Raw genomic sequence first — 18352 nt, forward strand, 5'->3', positions numbered from 1 at the left:
GCCAGGCGTGTCCCTCCTGATCATTCTTGCTCTCACCACCCTGCTGTGCCCTGCGGCGGCCGTCCTGGGCCGCCGGGCGGGCCGTGACGCCGGCTGGCCGCTCGCCGCGGGCCTCCTCGTGCTCGCCGGTGCGCTGGTCGCGGTGTGGAACGGCCGGGGGGACGCCGACGCGGTCTCCCAGCAGATCCCGTGGATGCCGACCCTGGGCGTGACCTTCCACCTGCGGCTCGACGGGCTCGGGCTGTTCTTCGGCCTCATCGTGCTGGTCATCGGCGCGGTGGTCATCGGCTACTCGGCCCGCTACCTCGCCAAGGGCTCGCACAGCGCCTTCTACACCCTCATGACGTTCTTCGCCGCGGCGATGCTCGGGCTGGTCCTGGCCGACGACGTGGTCCTGCTGTTCGTGATGTGGGAGTTCACCACGCTGTGCTCCTTCCTGCTCATCGCCCGCTCCGGCCCGCACGCCAAGGACCCGGCGATCCGGACCTTCCTGGTGACCATGGCCGGCGGGCTGTGCCTGCTCGCCGCGGTGGTCGCGATGTGGGTGGCCACCGGCACCACGCGCCTCAGCGACATCCTCGTCGACGACGTGTGGTCCACGTCCCCCGGGTTCGCCGCGTTCGTCGCGGTGCTGATCGCCCTCGCGGCCTTCACCAAGTCCGCGCAGTTCCCCTTCCACGCCTGGCTGCCCGACGCCATGGTCGCGATCACCCCCGTGAGCGCCTACCTGCACGCGGCGGCCATGGTGAAGGCCGGCATCTACCTCATGCTGCGCTTCTCCACGGCTCTCAGCGAGGTGCCGGTGTGGAACGTCCTGCTGATCTCCGTGGGTCTGTTCACCGCCCTGATGGGGGCGGTGTTCGCGCTGCAGCGCAACGACCTCAAGGAGCTGCTCGCATACTCCACCGTGAGCCAGCTGGGCTTCCTGACGGCGACCATCGGCATCGGCACCTCCTACGCGGTGGTGGGGGCCGTGGTGCACGTGGCGGCCCACGCGCTGTTCAAGTCGGCGCTGTTCATGTCCCTGGGGGTGGTCGACCACCAGGCCGGCAGCCGGGACATCCGCAAGCTCTCCGGGCTGGCGCGGACGATGCCCGTCACGGCCGTCGTGATGACGCTCGCGGCGGTCTCCATGGCCGGGGTCGTCCCGCTGTTCGGGTTCGTCTCCAAGGAAGCCATGTTCAAGGCCATGGCGGAGAGCCCGGCGCCCACCGCGGCGGTGTGGCTCGTGGGCGCCGTGGCGGTCCTGGCCGCGTCCTTCACCTTCGCCTACTCGGCCCGGATGATCATCACGATCTTCCCCGGCCGCCCCGCCCAGGACCCGCCGAAGGAGGCCTCCGCGGCCTTCCTGGCGCCCGTGGCCCTGGTCTCCGTGGCCGGTCTGGTGCTGGGGCTGGCCGGTGTGCTGGCCGAGCCGCTGCTCGGTGCCGCCGCCGCCGCCGTGGCCGGGCCCGACGCCGAGCCCCACCTGGGGCTGTGGCACGGCCTCGCCCCCGAGCTGTACATGTCCGTGGCGGTCTTCACCCTGGGCACGATCCTGGTGCTCGCCCGGAGGAGCGTGGACCGGCTCCTGGACCGGGAGCTGTCGCCCATCACCGGGGTGGGCACGGTCGAGGCGCTGCGCGGCGGCTCCGTCGCCCTGGGCGCGTGGATCGGCGGCCTCACCCGCGCCGACGCCCCCTACCGGCACCTGGTCCCGCCCGTGGTCGTGCTGGTGGCGCTGACGGTCGTCGGCGTGTTCACGGTCGACGTCCCGCCGCTGCACGGGGACGTGACGCGCCCCCTGGACTGGGTCCTGCTCGGCGTGGTCCTGGTCGGGGTGCTCCTGGCCCTGGGCGTGCGCAGCCGGATCGCCCTCGTGACGATCATCGGCGTGGTGGGCTTCGCGGTCGCGCTGTGGTTCTACGAGCTCGGCGCCGCGGACGTGGCGCTGACCCAGCTGCTGGTCGAGATCCTCACCGTGGTGGTGATCGTCCTGCTGCTCAACCGACTGCCCTCCACCTTCCACCGGACCGGGAAGCGGCGGTCGACCACGGCGGCCGTCGTCGCGGTCCTCGCGGGCACCTCCGCCGCCGTGGCCACGTGGGCGCTCACCGGCCGGCGGGGGCTCTCCGACGCGGGCCAGTACTTCCTCGCGGAGGCCAAGACGGAGACCGGCGGGTCGAACGTGGTGAACACGATCCTCGTGGACTTCCGCGCCCTGGACACCCTCGGTGAGCTGACCGTTCTGGGCGTGGCCGGCATCGCGATCGTCGTGGCCCTGGAGTCGCGGGGGCTGCTGCCCAAGCTGCACAGCCCCATCACGGAGCCGCCCGGGTCGCCGATCAGCGACGCCCGGGACAACACCATGGTCCTGCGGGTCACCGAGCGCCTGCTCGGGCCGGTCATCGTGGTCCTGTCCCTCTTCTTCCTGCTCCGCGGGCACTACCAGCCCGGCGGCGGCTTCATCGCCGCCCTCATCGGTGCCGCGGGCATCTCCCTGGTCTATCTCTCGGCGCAGGACGACCGGGTCAGCCGGCTCGGTGTGCCCTACGTGAAGCTCATCGGCGCCGGGGTCGCCGTGGCGGTGGTCGTGGGCCTCCTGGGCCTGGCCGAGGGCTCGTTCCTGCGCGCCCTGCACTTCGACGTGTTCGGGGTCGCGATCACCACGGCGCTGTTCTTCGACGTCGGCGTGTACCTCGCGGTGGTCGGCGTGATCCTGGCCGCGGTCAGCCGTCTCGGCGTGGAGGAGAAGGAACCACCGCCCCTGCGGCGGGTGGGCTCCACCGCGGTGGACGGTCCCGCCCCCCGCCCGACCCCCACCACGGACGAGCCGCACCACCCCAGCACGGCGCCCATGGACCTCAGCAGCATCCGGGTTCTCGACCGGAGTTCCGGACGGCCTTCCGGGGCGTCCGCCGAGCACCCCGACCGACCCCGAGGAGACGATTCCTGATGGCACTCGCACTGACCGTGGGGGTGCTCATCGGAGGCGGCGTCTTCATGATGCTGCGGCGCGGCATGGTCCGCCTGATCATCGGCTTCGCCCTCCTCAGCCACGGGGTGAACCTGCTGATCATGTCCACCGGCGGCATCGACCGCCGCGGTGAGCCCCTCGGTTCCTCCCCGGACCCGGCGACCACGGCGGACGCCCTGCCGCAGGCCTTCGTGCTGACGGCGATCGTCATCGCGTTCGCCATCACCATGTACATGCTCGTGCTCGCCGTGACCGGCGACGAGGACGACGACACCGATCTCGAGCTCACCGGCCGGGAGATGGAGACCCCTGACCTGATGGACGACCCCGCAGACAGCACCGGAACGCACGGCGCCGCCCCCGCGGACCCGGATCCGGTGGGCACCCGCCCCGAGCGGCGCCCGGGGCGGGGTGGTCGCGCATGAGCGCGGACCTGATCCCGTTCTTCGTCATCGTCCCGCTGCTGGCCGCCGGTCTGCTGGTGCTCGCCGGCGGCTCCGGGCGGATCGGCAAGGCGGGGCTGCTCGCCGTCCTCGGGGCGGACGTGGTGTGGGCCGTGTGGCTCGTGGCCACCCTCCTGGACGGCGGCACCGTGCTGGCCCACCGGATCAGCGGCTGGCCCGCCGGCATCGCCATCCCCTTCGCGGCCGATCTGTTCACCGCCCTCATGCTCACCGCGACCGGCTTCGTGACCCTGGTCAGCTCCTGGTTCGGGGTGGTCTCGGGGCAGGCGGAGAAGCGCTACTTCGGCCCCCTGGTGCTCGTGCTCACGGCCGGCTTCAACGGAGCCCTGCTCACGGCGGACCTGTTCAACCTGTTCGTGTTCATCGAGGTCATGCTCGTGCCGTCCTACGCGCTGATCATCTTGGCCCACCGCGGCCGGGGACGGCTGATGCAGGTCACGTCCTCGCGGATCTACGTGAGCGTCAACCTGCTGGCCTCCACGATCTTCCTCGCGGGGGTGGGGCTCGTCTACGGCACGGCCGGCACCGTGAACCTCGCCGAGCTGGCGGGCCGGGCCGCGGAGTCCACCGCCGTGGCCGTGTCGGTCGCCGTTGCTCTCACCGCCCTGGCCGTGAAGGCGGCGGTGGTCCCCGTGCACGGGTGGCTGGCGCGCACCTACCCCTTCATGTCGCCCACCGTCACCGCCCTGTTCTCGGGGCTGCACACGAAGATCGCGGTCTACGCGATCTACCGGATCTACGCCGTGATCTTCGACGGCGCGGAGCAGTACCTGTGGATCGGGCTGGTGGTCTTCACCGTCTCGATGGTGGTCGGTGTGCTCGGCGCCGTGGGGGAGCGGGACGCGCGGGCGATCCTCGCCTACTCCACCGTGAGCCAGATCGGCTACATCCTGCTGGGCGTCGCCCTGTTCGGGGCCGCCGGACTCACCGCGGGCATCTTCTTCCTGCTGCACCACACGGTGGTGAAGGTGTCCCTGTTCCTGTCCACCGGTGCGGTGGAGATCGCCTACGGGCGGCAGCCGCTGGGCGAGGTCACGGGACTGCTGCGGCGGGAGCCGCTCACCGCCGTGGTGTTCTTCGCCGCCGCCATGTCCCTGACCGGCATCCCGCCGTTCTCGGGGTTCGTGGCCAAGCTGGCGCTGATCCTGGCCGCGTTCGAGGAGCAGCAGGTCGTGGTGGCCCTCGTGGCGGTCGGCGTCAGCCTGTTCACGCTCCTGTACCTGCTCAAGATCTGGGGGAAGATGTTCCTGGGGAATCCGGAGGACTCGTCGAGCGAGGTCGTCGCCGCGGTCGGCACGAAGGAGCGCCGCATCCCGGTGGGCCTCATCGCACCGGCCCTCGTCCTGGCGGTCGTCACCCTCGTCCTCGGTGTGGGCGGTGAGCTGCTGCTGGGCGTCGCCGCCACGGCGGCGGACGGGCTCGTGGACACCAGCGCGTTCGTGGAGGCGGTGGTGAACTCGTGAAGTGGTTGACCTGGCCGCTGCGCCTGATCGGCTTCCTGCTCTGGTACGCCTGGGAGCTGGTCCTCTCCAACGCCGCGGTGACCCGCGACGTGCTCACCCCGGGTCAGGGGTCCTCGCCCATCGTGGTCCGCTACCGGACCCGGTGCCGCAGCGAGTTCGAGACGGTCCTGCTCAGCGTGCTCATCACCCTGACCCCTGGGACCCTGACCCTGGCCACCGTGGCCCGGACCCGTGGCGGCGCGGACGGTCCCGCGGTCGACGTGGGCACGGGGGACGACGGGGCTCCGGGCACGGAGGGCTACGACATCTTCGTGCACGCCATGTACTCGGACGGACCGCAGGACGCCCGGTCGGGCCTGCGAGAGATGGAGACCCACATGCTGAACGGCATCCGACCGGGAGGGGGACCCCGATGATCGGCATCCTCTTCGGCGTGCTGGTGCTCGCCGCCTCCGTCCTCGTCGCGGGGGTGCGGATGTTCCGCGGCCCCAACGACGCCAACCGGGCCATCGCCGCGGACCTGCTGTTCTCCTCCGTGGTGGGGCTCATCGCCCTGTTCGGCGTGCTGGCGATGAGCCCTCCGGTCTTCGACCTGGTCCTCATCGCGACTCTCGTGGGCTTCCTGGCGACCCTGTCCCTGGCACGCGCACTGACCAAGGGAAGGCGGTGACCGTGGACTTCGACCCGATCATGCACGACACCCTGTGGATGAGCGTGGTGGGACAGGCGTTCATCGTCCTGGGCTCGCTGATCTTCCTCAGCGCCACGGTGGGGATCACCCGGTTCCCCGACCTCTACACCCGGTCCTCGGCGGTCGCCACGGCCACGGGCCTCGGCGTCTCGTTCGTCCTCACCGGGGCGTTCTTCTTCCTGCCCGGCGTGGAGAACGCGGTGAAGCTGATCGTCGCGGTGGTCCTGCAACTGGTGACCTCGGCCGTGGGCAGCATGGCGCTGGCCCGCTCCGGGTACCTCATCGGCTCCGCGGTCTACTCCCCGACCCACCACAACGAGCTGGAGGAGCGCACCGAGGACGAGGCCGGCCGCCCCGGCGAGGACGTCCGGCCGTGACCGGACGCGTGCACAGCGTCAACGTGGGACGGTCCGGGGTCAATCCCGCCCGGCCGAACCGCGCCACCGGCATCCGCAAGCGCCCCGTGGACGGACCGGTGGAGGTCCGCGACCCGGGCCCCCGCAGGGGTGGTGTCGGCTCTGGCCTGGCCGGGGACTTCATCGGGGACGGCAAGTACCACGGCGGCACGGACCAGGCGGTGTACGCGTTCGCGCGCGAGGAGCTGGACTTCTGGGCGCAGGAGCTGGGGCGGGAGATCCCCGACGGCTCCTTCGGGGAGAACCTCACGCTCTCGGGCGTCGACGTCGACGACGCGCGGCTGGGCGACGTCTGGCGCATCGGCGGGGTGCTGCTGCAGGTCACGGACGCCCGCATCCCCTGCGGCACGTTCCGCGCGAGCATGGAGGTGCGCGGCTGGCTGCGCCGCTTCACGGAGCGGGGCCGCTCCGGGGCCTACCTCAAGGTCCTGGAGCCGGGCACGCTGCGGGCCGGTCTGCCGGTCGAGCTCACCCGCCGCGCCGGGCACGGGGTGGGCGTGGCGGACGCCTTCCGCGCCCAGACCACGGAGCGGCACCGGATGCCGGAGCTGCTCCGGGCGGGCGAGGACCTGTGCGACCAGCTCCGGCTGCGGGTCGAGAAGGAGCAGCGGGCGGCCGGCCGGCGCGACGAGTGAGCCGCCGCCCTCAGTTGAGGGCTGCGCCCCGGTAGACCTGCGCGACCTGCTCCTCGGAGAGCCGGGTGTCGATCACGGTGGTGCCCTCCGGGTCGTCGCGCAGGAAGCGGACGGGCCCGTGCGAGCCGGTCTCCAGGAGGAGCGCGGCGTCGGCGTCGTACAGGGCCTCCACGGAGGTGCTGAAGCGGTCCCCCCGCACCGGGGTCACGGACAGCTCCAACCGGGCACGGACCCGGCCGCCGTCCGTCGCCGCGTCCGCCGCCGTGCTCCCGCCCGTGCTCCCGCCCGTGCGCCCGGCGGCGGACGCGTCCTCGGCGACCGGCTCGAGGGCGACCTCCCGGACGACGCCCACGCCGTGCTCCACGACGTTCGCCAGGCGGGCGCCCAGCCGGCCCTGCGCGGTGCTGAAGGCGCGCTTGAGCCGGGCCGTCCACCACAGGGCCGTGGCCACCAGCACCACGGCGACGAGGGCGAGGTAGAGCACCGAGCCGGACCGGGACCACTGCTGCCACAGCAGGACCACGGCGAGCGCGGTCAGCACCGGGACCACCAGCAGCAGCGACGTGCCCAGGCGCTCGCCCAGGGAGGGGCGGTCGGGCGCCCCGTCCTCGCCGGGAGCGGTGCGCAGCCGCCGCATGACCTGGACGTCGAAGTCGCGGTCGTCCGCGGGTACGGGCCGGGGCCAGGTGCCGAGGGAGTCCATGGGTTCCATTATGGGGCGCGCTCGGCGGACGCGTTCCCATGAGGCGTCAAGGATCGGCTCGTAGAATCGGGCCATGACCGAGACCCGATGGCTGTCCCCCGAGGAGCGCGAGGCCTGGCTGGCGCTCGTCTCCATCATGTTCACGCTGCCCGGCAGCATCGAGTCCCAGCTGCAGGCGGAGGCGGACCTCAGCCTGGCCGAGTACCTGGTGCTCGCGATGCTCTCGGAGGCCCCCGACCGGCGCCGGCGCATGTCGGACCTCGCGGCGGCCACCAACACCTCCCAGTCCCGGTTGTCCCGGATCGTCGCGCGTCTCGAGCGGGACGGCCTGGTGGTGCGCGCCGGCGGGGAGCAGGACAAGCGGGTGGTGCTCGCGGAGATCACCGACCGCGGCCTGGAGCGGGTCCAGCAGGTGGCCCCGGGCCACGTGGAGCACGTCCGGCGGACGGTGATCGACCGGCTGACGCCGGTGCAGGTCCAGCAGCTCGCGCTGATCGGCCGCATGGTCGACGACGCCGCGGCCGGCCCCACGGCCCGGGGACTGGCCTCGGACCAGCCGTGACACCGGGCCCCCTTCACCAAGAAGCTTGACGCGGAAAGTATCTGCCCCCTACTGTGGTGACATGTCCACAACACAGGTGCCGCAGCGCACGTCCTCCGCCCGTTCCTCCGCCCCCACCGTCCCCACCGCCGACTCCTCCGCCGCGACCCTCGGCCTGACCGTTCTGCGCGTCGTCCTCGGCACCACGTTCCTCCTGCACGGCTGGCAGAAGGTCACCGGGTGGACCGTCGCCGGCACCCAGGCCTCCTTCGCCCAGATGGGCGTCCCGGCGGCCGAGCTCGCCGCGCCCGTCGCGGCCGTCCTCGAGCTCGTGGGCGGGCTGATGCTCCTCCTGGGTCTCGGCACCCGCGTGGTCGCCGCCCTGCTCGCCCTGACCATGCTGGGCGCCCTGGTGCTGGTGCACCTTCCCGCGGGCTTCTTCGCCGCCGACGGCGGGGTCGAGCTCGTCCTGCTCCTCGCCGCCGCGTCCGTCCTCTTCGTCCTGGCCGGTGCCGGCCGCTGGTCGCTGGACCACCTGGTCGCGGCGCGGCGCCGCGGGTCCGCCCGGGCCTGACCCCTTCCCGCCGACGTCCCGGCTGCTCCGCCGCGCCGGAGCGACCCGCCCCCGACCGCAGCACCCTGCGGCGCGGGGGCCCGTCGTCGTCCGGCGTTCCGTCGGCGGGCCGCGGCGGGCGGGCGCGGACGTGTCGGCGCGGCCGCGTAAAATCAGTGGCGGCGCGGCGCGCACGACCACCACGGTGCCGCGCCTGGTGCAGCGCGGGCGATCCCCGCAGATCGGGGTTGGCCGCATGAGCATGCAGAACTCGCCGTACATGGTGCTGTGGCGCACCGTCCAGGGTCAGGACGTCAAGGACCGGAAGATCGACCGGGGCACGCTCCGGCGCATCGTCGTCTTCGCGCGCCCGCACAAGACCAGGCTCACGGTGTTCCTGGTGATCTCGGTGCTCACGGCGCTGCTGGGCGTGGTCACCCCGATCCTGGCCGGCGACGTGGTCCGTGCGATCAACGCCGGGGACGCGGTCTCCGTGGTCGTCTGGCTCGCGGTGGCCATCGCCGCCGTGGCGGTCGTGGACGCGGGGCTGAGCATCCTCAACCGGTGGCTCTCCTCCCTGATCGGCGAGGGGCTCATCCTGGACCTGCGCACCGCCGTCTACGACCACGTGCAGCGGATGCCGATCGCCTTCTTCACCCGCACGCGCACCGGGGCCCTGGTCTCCCGGCTCAACAACGACGTCATCGGCGCCCAGCGGGCGTTCTCCAACACGCTCTCCGGCGTGGTGAGCAACATCGTCTCCCTGATCCTGACCGTCGTCGTCATGGTCTCGATCTCGTGGCAGGTCACCGCGCTGTCCGTGCTGCTGCTGCCGATCTTCCTGGTCCCGGCCCGGGCCATGGGCGGGCGCCTGGCGAACCTCCAGCGGGAGGCGGCCCAGCACAACGCGTCCATGTCCACGCAGATGACCGAACGGTTCTCCGCCGGCGGCGCCACCCTGGTCAAGCTCTTCGGCCGGCCCGACGCCGAGGCCGCCGAGTTCGCCCGCCGTGCCGGCCGCGTCCGGGACATCGGCGTGCGGGTGGCGATGCTGCAGACCGTGTTCGTCACGGCCCTGACGCTGGTCTCGGCGCTCGCCCTGGCGCTCGTCTACGGGCTCGGCGGCGCGCAGGCGATCCTCGGCAACCTGGACGCCGGCGCGGTCGTGACCCTCGCCCTGCTCCTCACCCGGCTGTACACCCCGCTGACCATGCTCGCGAACGCCCGGATGGACGTCATGAGCGCCGTGGTGAGCTTCGAGCGGGTCTTCGAGATCCTCGACCTCGTCCCCCTGATCCAGGAGCGGCCCGGGGCCCGGTCGCTGCCCGCCGGGCCCGCGTCGGTGGAGTTCGACGACGTCCGGTTCGCCTACCCCTCCGCCGAGGAGGTCTCGCTCGCCTCGCTCGAGGACGTCGCGGTGCTCGACACCAGGGGCGGCGAGGAGGTGCTGCACGGGGTGGGCTTCACCGTCCTGCCGGGGCAGACGGTGGCCCTCGTGGGGTCCTCCGGCGCGGGCAAGTCGACGATCGCCCAGCTCGTGGCCCGGCTCTACGACGTCACCTCGGGAGCGGTCCGGATCGGGGGCACGGACGTGCGGGACGCCACCTTCGCCTCGCTGCGGGAGACCATCGGGATGGTCACCCAGGACGGGCACCTGTTCCACGAGTCGATCCGGGACAACCTCGCCCTGGTGAAGCCGGAGGCCACGGACGAGCAGCTGTGGGACGCGCTGGCCCGGGCCCGCATGGAGCACGTGATCCGCTCCCTCCCGGACGGGCTGGACACCGTGGTGGGCGAGCGCGGCTACCGGCTCTCCGGCGGCGAGCGGCAGCGGCTGACCATCGCCCGCCTGCTGCTCGCGGCCCCGCGCGTGGTGATCCTCGACGAGGCCACCTCGGCGCTGGACTCCACCAACGAGGCCTACGTCCAGGCGGCACTGGGCGAGGCGATGGAAGGGCGCACCGCCCTGGTCATCGCCCACCGGCTCTCGACCATCCGCTCCGCCGACCAGATCCTGGTGGTCGAGGACGGCCGGATCGTGGAGCGGGGCCGGCACGCCGAGCTCCTCGCCGTGAGCGGGCGCTACGCGGAGCTCTACGAGACCCAGTTCGCGGACCAGGAGGTCTGACCGGTGCTCGACGACGCCGTGGCGCGCCTCGGCGTGGACGCCCCGGGGGCGCTGGCGGTGGTGGCCTCGGCGGTGGGGATCTACCTGGCGTTCCTGCTCATGGTGCGGGTCCTCGGGCAGCGCGTGCTGTCCCGGCTGTCGACCTTCGACGCGGTCGTGGTGGTCATGCTCGGTGCCGTGGCCGGGCGCGCGGTCCTGGGGGACACGCCCACGCTCGCCGCGGGCGTGCTGGGGCTCGGCACGCTGTTCGCGCTCGAGGCGGGCTTCGGCCGGCTCCGCGCGGGGATCCGCGTGTCGGCGCTGATGAACAACCGGGCGGTGCTGCTGATGGCCGGCGAGCGGGTCCTGGAGGCCAACCTCCGCCGGGTCCACGTGGTGGAGTCCGAGCTCTTCGGTGCGCTGCGGGGCGCCGGGGTGCGCAGCCCCGACGAGGTCGCGTGCGTGGTCTTCGAGGCCGCCGGCACGATCAGCGTCCTCCGGCGCGGCACGCCGGTCGACCCCCGGCTGCTCGAGGGCGTCCGGGACGCCCACCTGGTCCCGGCGGACCTCCTGCGGGAGCCGGGCCGGGGCTGAGGACCGAGCACGGCGTCACGGGGCGGCCGGGCCGAGCTCGGTCACCACCTCGCCGGTCGCGGTCGAGTCGTCGCGCAGCATCCAGCCCATGCGCTTGTGGGTCCGCACCCCCACGTCGGACTCGACCACCTGGACCCCCGGCGCGGCGGCCTGCAGCTCCGCCTCCACGTCGAAGATGTCCCCGGGGGTGCGCAGCCAGAGCAGGAAGGTGAGGTTGGTGTCGCCCGTGGTCGAGGCGCACAGGCGCAGCGTCCGGTGGGAGCGCAGGCAGCGCACGGCCGCCTCGAGCTGCGCCGGCGGCACCCGGACGTACCACTGGCAGGACACCGGGTAGCCGGACTGCTGCTGGGCCAGTTCGCAGCGGAGGGCCACCAGGCCGGTCTCGAGCGCCTGGTGCAGGTGCCGGGCCGCCGTCGTCGGGTGGGTCCCGGTCGCGGCGGCGATCTGCGCGGCGGTGGCCCGCCCGTCGGCCTGGAGCACGGCCGTCATCTCCTCGAGGTGGGCGGGGACGGCGCCGTGCGGGCGGTGCGCCTCCGAGCGCAGTGCGCTCACGCGGCGCTGCTGCTCCGGGGACAGCACGTCCAGGCGCCAGTTGCTGCCGATGGCGTGGAGCCGGGTGGCCACCGTGAGCTGGGCCCGCAGGATCGCCGGATCGGCGCGCACCAGCGGCAGCACGTCCCGGGTCATCTGCTCCCAGCTGCGGGTGAGGACGGTGAGCCGGACGTCCCAGGCGCGCGCGGACTCCTCCACGGTGCCGATCTCCGGGACGGCGCACAGCCGCTCCAGCACCTCCGCCCGGCGGCCCGGGCGGCACTCGAGGCCGATGAAGGTGGCGCAGCCCTGCGTGCCGGAGGTGCCCAGGTGGGCGGTGACCCAGCTGCGGCCGTCGGCCCGGAGCCGGTCCCAGCGGGCGGCCAGCGTGGTGGGGTGGCGGCCGAGCGCGGCCCCCAGCTGGGTCCAGGACGCCCGCGGCGCGATCTGCAGGGCGTGCACGAGCTCGAGGTCCTCCGGTGGCAGCTCCATGCTCGTTCCTTCGGTCAAGAGTGCATTCGGTGCAGTTTATTGAAGATCTCCAATGAGAGTGATCGGCGTCACGTCACGCTCGGAGCAGAGATCCGCCGGCGACGGACTCCTCGTGGCCCCGCCTCTCCTTCCCCGCCGATCCGACCACCTCCGGGAGTTCCCATGAACCTGCGCACCGCTGTCGACGGCGCCTCCACCGACATCCTGTCCGTGGCCAACCTGCCCGTGCTGTGGATCTGCGCCCTCGGCGTCTTCGCCGTCATCGTCGTGCAGACCGTCATCTACGTCCGGGCCGCTCGTGTGGCGGCCCCCGCCGCCGGGGTGAGCCCGGCGGAGCTGAGGACCTCCTTCCGCGCCGGGGCGGTCTCGGCGATCGGGCCGTCCCTGGCCGTGGCCTTGGTGGCCGTCGCGCTGCTGACCGTCTTCGGCGCTCCCGCCGTGCTGGTGCGGATCGGACTGATCGGGTCGGTGTCCTTCGAGACCGGTGCGGCCAGCATCGCCGCCGGCACCATGGGGGCCGACCTGGGCGGCCCGACCTACACGCAGGGCGTCTTCGCCGTGGCGTTCATGGCGATGAGCCTGGGCGGGGCGATGTGGATGCTCGCCACGCTGGTCCTCACCCCGCTGCTCAAGCGCGGCGACGTCAGCCTGCGCAAGGTCAACCCCGCCGTGATGACCGTGGTCCCCGGGGCGGCCCTGCTCGGGGCGTTCTTCGCCCTCGGGCTCGGGGAGCTGCCGAAGTCGGGCAACCACGTGGTGGCCTTCCTCGCCTCCGCGGCCGTGATGGCGGTGTGCCTGGGCATCGCCAAGGCCCTCCGGGCGCAGTGGATCCGCGAGTGGGCGCTGGGCATCGCCATCCTGACCGCGCTCGTCGTCACCTACGCCACCGTCGGCGCCGGTGTCTTCCCGACCGCCTGAGACCGATCGTCTGAGACCGACCGCCTGAGCCCGTGCCCGTGCCCGAGACCGTGCGTCAGACCCACCGAAGGACTTCTGCCATGACCACCGTGAACCCCGCCGCCGTCCCCGCCCTGGAGCAGTTCGACGCGACCACCGCCCGCTGGGGCCGGCTGACGATGATCGCCGGGCTGCTCTTCGCCCTGGCCGGTCCCGCCTACTTCGTGCTCTTCTCCGGCCTGGACGTGGACCAGGCCCGGATCTGGACCGCTCTGCTGGCCATCGCCGGCACCTTCGGGGTGCTCTGGATCGTGGAGCCGCTGACCTACTACCCGATCCTGGGCCAGGCCTCGATGTACCAGGCCTTCATGATCGGCAACATCTCCAACAAGCTGCTGCCCTCGGCGCTGATCGCCCAGTCCGCCATCGGTGCGAAGCCCGGCACCCGCCGCGGGGAGCTGGCGGCGGTGATGGCGATCAGCGGAGCGGCCATGGTGCACCTGGTCTCGCTGCTCGTCCTGGTCGGTCTCCTGGGCTCCTGGCTGGTGAGCGTCGTGCCCGCCGACGTCGTCGCCGTGGTCCAGACCTACATCCTGCCGTCGGTGCTGGGCGCGGTGCTCGTGCAGGCCGTCGTCTCGACCCGCAACCTGCGGATGACGGTGACCGCCGGCGTCGTCGCCGCGGCCGTCGTGTTCCTGCTGGTGCCGACCGTGCCCACCCTGGCGTTCTTCGGCACCGCCATCGCGGTGATCGCCACCGCTGTGCTGGCATGGTTCCTGCGCGACAGGTCGGCCGAGGCCGATCCCGTCGCGCCCCAGCCGGAGGCCTCCTCCGACGACCTCCGCATCGGCTAGCACCGTTCTCCCGAAAGGACCCCGCACCATGAGCACCACCACGGACCTCCAGCTGACCGACGACCTGCGCCGGCGGATGCACCTGCTGTACCGCGAGCTGCACGCCCACCCGGAGCTGTCCATGCAGGAGCACGCCACCGCGGCCCTGCTCGAGCAGCGGCTCACCGCCCTGGGCATCGAGAACTTCCGCTGCGGCGGCACCGGGGTGGTCGGGGTGCTGCGCAACGGGGACGGGCCCACGGTGGCCTTCCGCGCCGACACCGACGGCCTGCCCCTGGCCGAGGACACCGGTCTGGACTACGCCAGCACCGCCACCGGGCGGCTGGAGGACGGCACCGAGGTCCCCGTGATGCACGGGTGCGGCCACGACACGCACATGGCCGCCCTGCTGACGGCCGCCGAGCTGCTGGCCGGCGCGCGGGAGGCCTGGGCCGGGACCGTGGTGCTCGTGTTCCAGCCCGGGGAGGAGACCGCCGCCGGCGCCCGGGCGATGCTCGAGGACGGGCTGTGGGAGCGGGCGCCGCTGCCGGAGGTCGTCCTCGGCCAGCACGTGATGCCCTCCCGGGCCGGCACGGTCAGCTGGGCCGCGGGGGACGTCATGGCGATGGCCGACTCCTGGCGGGTCACCGTCCACGGCAAGGGGGCCCACGCGTCCCAGCCGCAGGACGCCACCGACCCGATCGTGCTCGGGGCGCACATGATCACCCGGATCCAGACCATCGTCTCCCGCGAGATCGACGCGCGCCGGGCCGCGGTGGTCACCGTGGCGACCTTCCACGGCGGGCTCAAGGAGAACATCATCCCGGCCTCGGCCGAGTTCACGCTCAACGTGCGCACCTTCGACCCCGCCGTCCGGGACCACGTCCTGGGGGCCCTGCGGCGGATCATCGCCGCGGAGGCGGCGGCCTCGGGGGCCCCGGAGCCCACCATCGAGGAACTCTCGACCTTCCCCCGCAACTACAACGACCCGGCGGCCACCGCTGCTCTCGTCGAGCGCTTCCGCGAGGTGCTGGGGGAGGACAACGTGGTGGAGGTCGAACCGATGATGGGCTCGGAGGACTTCGGGGCCCTCGGCGCGGCGATCGGGGTGCCCTCGGTGTTCTGGATGTTCGGCGGCCACGACGGAGCCGTCCTCGAGGGGGAGGGACCCGTGCCGGTGAACCACTCGCCGTTCTTCGCCCCGGCGATCGAGCCGACGCTCTCCACCGGGGTGCGGACCGCCCTCACCGCGATCCTCTCCCGCGTGGGCGGCTGACCCCTCCCGGGTCCCTGTCTGGGGGTCAGGGGATGATGTGCTCGGTCCGGTAGCGGTCGAAGAGGCCGGTGAAGCAGTCCTGGGTGCGGCGGTAGCCGGTGAACCCGGCCAGCCGGCTCTTGCTCATGTCGGCGACCACCTCGATGGGCCGGCCGAGGTCGGCGTCGGTGTGCCACCAGGAGGCCACGCGGGCGAGGTCGGGCTCCGCGAGCCCGTGCTCGGCGACGATCCGGGCCCAGACGTCCTCGGCGCCGCGCATCTGCTGCTCCAGCGGCCGCGGTGCGTCCTGGTAGCCCTCCCACTCGAGCCCGAACCAGGCGGCCAGCGCCGGCCACATCCGGCGCCAGCGGAAGACGTCGCCGTTGACCACGTTGTAGGCCTCGTTGCCGGCGGCCTCCTCGGTGGCGGCCCAGACCATGTGCTCGGCCAGCAGGGACCCGTCGGTCATGTCGGTCAGGCTGTTCCACTGGACCTCGGAGCCGGGGAACACGAACGGGCGGCCCGTCTCCCGGCAGATCGCCGCCTGCGCGGCCAGGGTCAGCCCCATGTTCATGGCGTTGCCCACCGCGTGGCCGATGACCGTGTGCGCCCGGTGCACGGACCAGCGGAAGCCCTGGCGGCCGGCGGCCGCCCAGAGCTCGTCCTCCTGGGCGTAGTAGAAGTTCTCCACCGGCAGGCGCGGCTCCTCCTCGAGGAAGGGGGTGTCGGGCATGTCCCCCTTGCCGTAGGCCTCGAAGGGGCCCAGGTAGTGCTTGAGCCCGGTCATCAGCGCCACGTGCTCCACCGGGGCGTGGGCCAGGGCGGCCAGGAGGTTGCGGACCATCCCGGCGTTGACCTCGATGTTCTCCTTCTCGGTGGCCTGGCGGGACCAGGCGGTGAAGAACACGTGCGTGGGCCGCTCCCCGGCCAGGGCCGCGGCCAGGCTCTCGGGGGAGCGGAGGTCGGCGCCGAGGTGCCGGGCCGAGCTGCCGGGGACGGGGTTGCGGGAGAGGGCGAGCACGTCCCAGTCCTCGGTGCGGGTCAGCTGCTCGACGATCGCCGAACCGGCGATGCCGCTGGCCCCCACCACCAGGGCGGTGGGACGCTGCGGGGAACGGGTGTCCTGGGCGGGGGCTGTCACGGTGCGGTCTCGTCTCCTCGGTGGGTGCCAACGCTGCTCGCCGGTCCGCACGGACAGGACCGTCCGGGTCGACGGGCTCAGCGTCTCACGGTCAGCACTCCACGACGTTCACGGCGAGTCCGCCCAGGGCGGTCTCCTTGTACTTGTGGCTCATGTCTCTGCCGGTCTCGCGCATGGTCACGATGACCTCGTCGAGGCTGACCCGGTGGGTGCCGTCGCCCCACATCGCCATCTTGGCGGCGTTGATCGCCTTGGCCGCGGCGATCGCGTTGCGCTCGATGCAGGGGATCTGCACCAGTCCGCCGATGGGGTCGCAGGTCAGCCCGAGGTTGTGCTCCATGGCGATCTCCGCGGCGTTCTCCACCTGGGCCGGGGTCCCGTCCAGGACCTCGGCGAGGCCGGCGGCGGCCATCGAGGAGGCGGAGCCGACCTCGCCCTGGCACCCCACCTCGGCCCCGGAGATCGAGGCCTGCTCCTTGTAGAGCACCCCGACCGCCCCGGCCGTGAGCAGGAAGCGGACCACGATGTCCCGCCGGGCGGCCGCGAGCGCCTCGGGGCCCTCCGCGGCGGCGGCGCGGGCGGCGGGGGAGTAGTGGGTGGCGTAGAACAGCACCGCCGGGATGATGCCGGCCGCCCCGTTGGTGGGGGCGGTGACCACGCGTCCGCCGGAGGCGTTCTCCTCGTTGACCGCCAGGGCCACGAGGTTCACCCACTCCGGCCAGAAGCCCGGGTCCCGGTCCGGGTCCTCGGTGCGCAGGCGCCGGTGCCACTCGGGGGCGCGGCGGGCCACGTTCAGCCCGCCCGGCAGCGGGCCGGTGCGCCGGAGGCTGGAGTCCTTGCACTCCTCCATCACGGTCCAGATGTGCAGCAGCTGCTGCCGGATCTCGTCCTCGTCGCGCCAGGTCCGCTCGTTGGCCAGCATCACCCCGCTGATCGGCAGGCCGGTGCGCTCGCAGTGGGCCAGCAGCTGTGCGGCGGTGCGGAAGGGGTGGGGCACCTGGGCGCTGGCGGCGTCCAGCTCGGCCGCGGCGGCGCCCTCCTGGCCCTCGCGGACGATGAAGCCGCCGCCCACGGAGAACCAGGTCTCGTCGGCCAGCACGGCGCCGGAGGCGTCCAGGGCCTGGAAGCGCATGCCGTTGGTGTGCCGCTCCAGGACGGTCAGCGGGTGCTGCACCATGTCCTCGACCCGGTAGGGGAGGTCCTTGCGCTGCCCGAGGGCCGCGCACAGCCGCAGCGTCCCGGTCTCGGCGAGGTCGGCGAGCCGCTCGTCCACCTCGGCGGGCAGCACGGTCTCGGGGTCGTAGCCCTCCAGGCCGAGCAGGATCGCGGTGAAGGTGCCGTGGCCCCGGCCGGTCGCGGCCAGCGACCCGTAGACGTCCACGCGCAGGTCCGCGGTGAGCTCCAGCAGCCCGTCCCCGGTCAGGGTCTCGGCGAAGCGCCGTGCGGCGCGCATGGGGCCGACGGTGTGGGAGCTCGAGGGGCCGATGCCCACGGTGAACAGTTCGAAGACGCTGATGGCCATGACGGTGATGCTCCAAAGGAGGTGGTGCCCCGGTGCGGGGCGGTGGTGGGTGGAACGGTCGTGGTGCGGGCCGGGACCCGGCCCGCACCACGGTCCTCGACGGTACCCGGGCGCGGCCGGTGCTCAGCCCTCGCCCAGGGTCCCGACGTCCTGCTGCGCTCGTGGGGGCGTGCTCAGGCCTGGTCCTCCTGGGCCTGCTCGTACTGCTCCGCGGTGAGCAGCTCGCCCTCGTCGGTGACCTCGACGGTGAACAGCCAGCCGTCCCCGTACGGGTCGGAGTTCACCAGCCCGGGCTCGTCGACGACGGCCGCGTTGACGTCCACCACCGTTCCGGAGACCGGGGCGAAGAGCTCGGAGACGGACTTGGTGGACTCCACCTCGCCGCAGACCTCGCCGGCGGTCACGGTGGAACCGGCCTCGGGCAGGTCGAGGTAGACGACGTCGCCGAGGGCGTCGACGGCGACCGCGGACAGGCCGACCTTCACGGGGGAGGACTCGTCCACCCACTCGTGCTCGGCGGAGTAGCGCAGGTGGGACGGGATGTTGCTCATGATCGAG

General features: G+C 72.9%; 19 protein-coding genes. 14 read left to right on the forward strand and 5 right to left on the reverse strand.

Going from position 1 to position 18352, the window contains the following annotated elements; translation table 11 throughout:
• Positions 1–7 precede the first annotated feature (7 nt).
• The 7 genes from E7Z53_RS02730 to E7Z53_RS02760 are packed head-to-tail and all read left to right on the forward strand — an operon-like array spanning position 8 to position 6625.
• A complete protein-coding gene (locus E7Z53_RS02730; protein ID WP_176337107.1) occupies positions 8–2935 on the forward strand; it encodes a DUF4040 family protein in 2928 nt (975 codons plus the stop codon).
• A complete protein-coding gene (locus tag E7Z53_RS02735) occupies positions 2935–3381 on the forward strand; it encodes a sodium:proton antiporter (RefSeq protein ID WP_109243540.1) in 447 nt (148 codons plus the stop codon). The genes E7Z53_RS02730 and E7Z53_RS02735 overlap by 1 nt, the downstream gene beginning before the upstream one ends.
• Positions 3378–4883: a monovalent cation/H+ antiporter subunit D family protein gene (locus E7Z53_RS02740; RefSeq protein WP_035924319.1), complete on the forward strand. Its 1506-nt coding sequence runs from the start codon at positions 3378–3380 to the stop codon at positions 4881–4883. The genes E7Z53_RS02735 and E7Z53_RS02740 overlap by 4 nt, the downstream gene beginning before the upstream one ends.
• Positions 4880–5299, forward strand: a complete 420-nt coding sequence (locus E7Z53_RS02745) for a Na+/H+ antiporter subunit E (protein ID WP_017831716.1) — start codon at positions 4880–4882, stop codon at positions 5297–5299. Before E7Z53_RS02740 ends, E7Z53_RS02745 begins: the two co-directional genes overlap by 4 nt.
• Entirely contained in the window at positions 5296–5553 is a 258-nt protein-coding gene (locus E7Z53_RS02750) for a monovalent cation/H+ antiporter complex subunit F (RefSeq protein WP_017831717.1), read from the forward strand. The genes E7Z53_RS02745 and E7Z53_RS02750 overlap by 4 nt, the downstream gene beginning before the upstream one ends.
• A gap of 2 nt (positions 5554–5555) precedes the next feature.
• Complete coding sequence (gene mnhG, locus E7Z53_RS02755) at positions 5556–5951, forward strand: monovalent cation/H(+) antiporter subunit G (RefSeq protein WP_237740394.1); 396 nt, start codon at positions 5556–5558, stop codon at positions 5949–5951.
• The gene (locus E7Z53_RS02760) at positions 5948–6625 is read left to right on the forward strand and encodes an MOSC domain-containing protein (RefSeq protein WP_176337108.1); all 678 of its coding nucleotides are present in this window, start codon (positions 5948–5950) and stop codon (positions 6623–6625) included. Before mnhG ends, E7Z53_RS02760 begins: the two co-directional genes overlap by 4 nt.
• Before the next feature lie 10 nt (positions 6626–6635).
• On the opposite strand, the gene E7Z53_RS02765 is transcribed toward E7Z53_RS02760, so the two are convergent.
• Entirely contained in the window at positions 6636–7328 is a 693-nt protein-coding gene (locus tag E7Z53_RS02765) for a hypothetical protein (protein ID WP_017831720.1), read from the reverse strand.
• 73 nt (positions 7329–7401) lie between these two features.
• Between E7Z53_RS02765 and E7Z53_RS02770 the strand changes: the two genes are divergently transcribed.
• The 4 genes from E7Z53_RS02770 (at position 7402) to E7Z53_RS02785 (ending at position 11123) form a co-directional block, all read left to right on the forward strand.
• A complete protein-coding gene (locus E7Z53_RS02770) occupies positions 7402–7890 on the forward strand; it encodes a MarR family winged helix-turn-helix transcriptional regulator (protein WP_017831721.1) in 489 nt (162 codons plus the stop codon).
• A 61-nt stretch (positions 7891–7951) separates the two neighbouring features.
• Positions 7952–8443, forward strand: a complete 492-nt coding sequence (locus E7Z53_RS02775) for a DoxX family protein (RefSeq protein WP_255219370.1) — start codon at positions 7952–7954, stop codon at positions 8441–8443.
• Between the two features lie 259 nt (positions 8444–8702).
• On the forward strand, positions 8703–10550 hold the full coding sequence (locus tag E7Z53_RS02780) for an ABC transporter ATP-binding protein (protein ID WP_051063693.1): 1848 nt from the start codon (positions 8703–8705) through the stop codon (positions 10548–10550).
• Positions 10551–10553: 3 nt separating this feature from the next.
• Positions 10554–11123: a DUF421 domain-containing protein gene (locus tag E7Z53_RS02785; RefSeq protein ID WP_017831724.1), complete on the forward strand. Its 570-nt coding sequence runs from the start codon at positions 10554–10556 to the stop codon at positions 11121–11123.
• 15 nt (positions 11124–11138) lie between these two features.
• Here the strand turns inward: E7Z53_RS02785 and E7Z53_RS02790 are convergent, their stop codons facing one another.
• A complete protein-coding gene (locus E7Z53_RS02790; protein WP_176337109.1) occupies positions 11139–12146 on the reverse strand; it encodes an AsnC family protein in 1008 nt (335 codons plus the stop codon).
• A 162-nt stretch (positions 12147–12308) separates the two neighbouring features.
• On the opposite strand from E7Z53_RS02790, the gene E7Z53_RS02795 reads away from it, so the two are divergent.
• The 3 genes from E7Z53_RS02795 (at position 12309) to E7Z53_RS02805 (ending at position 15152) form a co-directional block, all read left to right on the forward strand.
• Positions 12309–13064 carry a DUF5058 family protein gene (locus E7Z53_RS02795; protein ID WP_017831726.1) on the forward strand — a complete coding sequence of 252 codons (756 nt, stop codon included), beginning with the start codon at positions 12309–12311 and terminating at the stop codon, positions 13062–13064.
• 80 nt (positions 13065–13144) lie between these two features.
• Positions 13145–13897, forward strand: coding sequence for a hypothetical protein (locus E7Z53_RS02800; RefSeq protein ID WP_176337110.1), 753 nt, complete (start codon positions 13145–13147; stop codon positions 13895–13897).
• Between the two features lie 28 nt (positions 13898–13925).
• Positions 13926–15152, forward strand: coding sequence for an amidohydrolase (locus E7Z53_RS02805; RefSeq protein WP_176337111.1), 1227 nt, complete (start codon positions 13926–13928; stop codon positions 15150–15152).
• A gap of 25 nt (positions 15153–15177) precedes the next feature.
• On the opposite strand, the gene E7Z53_RS02810 is transcribed toward E7Z53_RS02805, so the two are convergent.
• The 3 genes from E7Z53_RS02810 to gcvH all read right to left on the reverse strand — a co-directional run bounded on the left by E7Z53_RS02810 (position 15178) and on the right by gcvH (position 18345).
• A complete protein-coding gene (locus tag E7Z53_RS02810) occupies positions 15178–16272 on the reverse strand; it encodes an SDR family oxidoreductase (protein ID WP_035924302.1) in 1095 nt (364 codons plus the stop codon).
• A gap of 91 nt (positions 16273–16363) precedes the next feature.
• Positions 16364–17794 carry an L-serine ammonia-lyase gene (locus tag E7Z53_RS02815; RefSeq protein ID WP_095650016.1) on the reverse strand — a complete coding sequence of 477 codons (1431 nt, stop codon included), beginning with the start codon at positions 17792–17794 and terminating at the stop codon, positions 16364–16366.
• Between the two features lie 173 nt (positions 17795–17967).
• Positions 17968–18345 (reverse strand): glycine cleavage system protein GcvH, encoded by a 378-nt coding sequence (gcvH, locus tag E7Z53_RS02820; RefSeq protein ID WP_035924297.1) that lies wholly within the window; start codon positions 18343–18345, stop codon positions 17968–17970.
• Positions 18346–18352 lie beyond the last annotated feature (7 nt).

Source organism: Kocuria salina (assembly GCF_013368965.1).
In the GTDB taxonomy this organism is placed as follows: domain Bacteria; phylum Actinomycetota; class Actinomycetes; order Actinomycetales; family Micrococcaceae; genus Kocuria; species Kocuria rosea.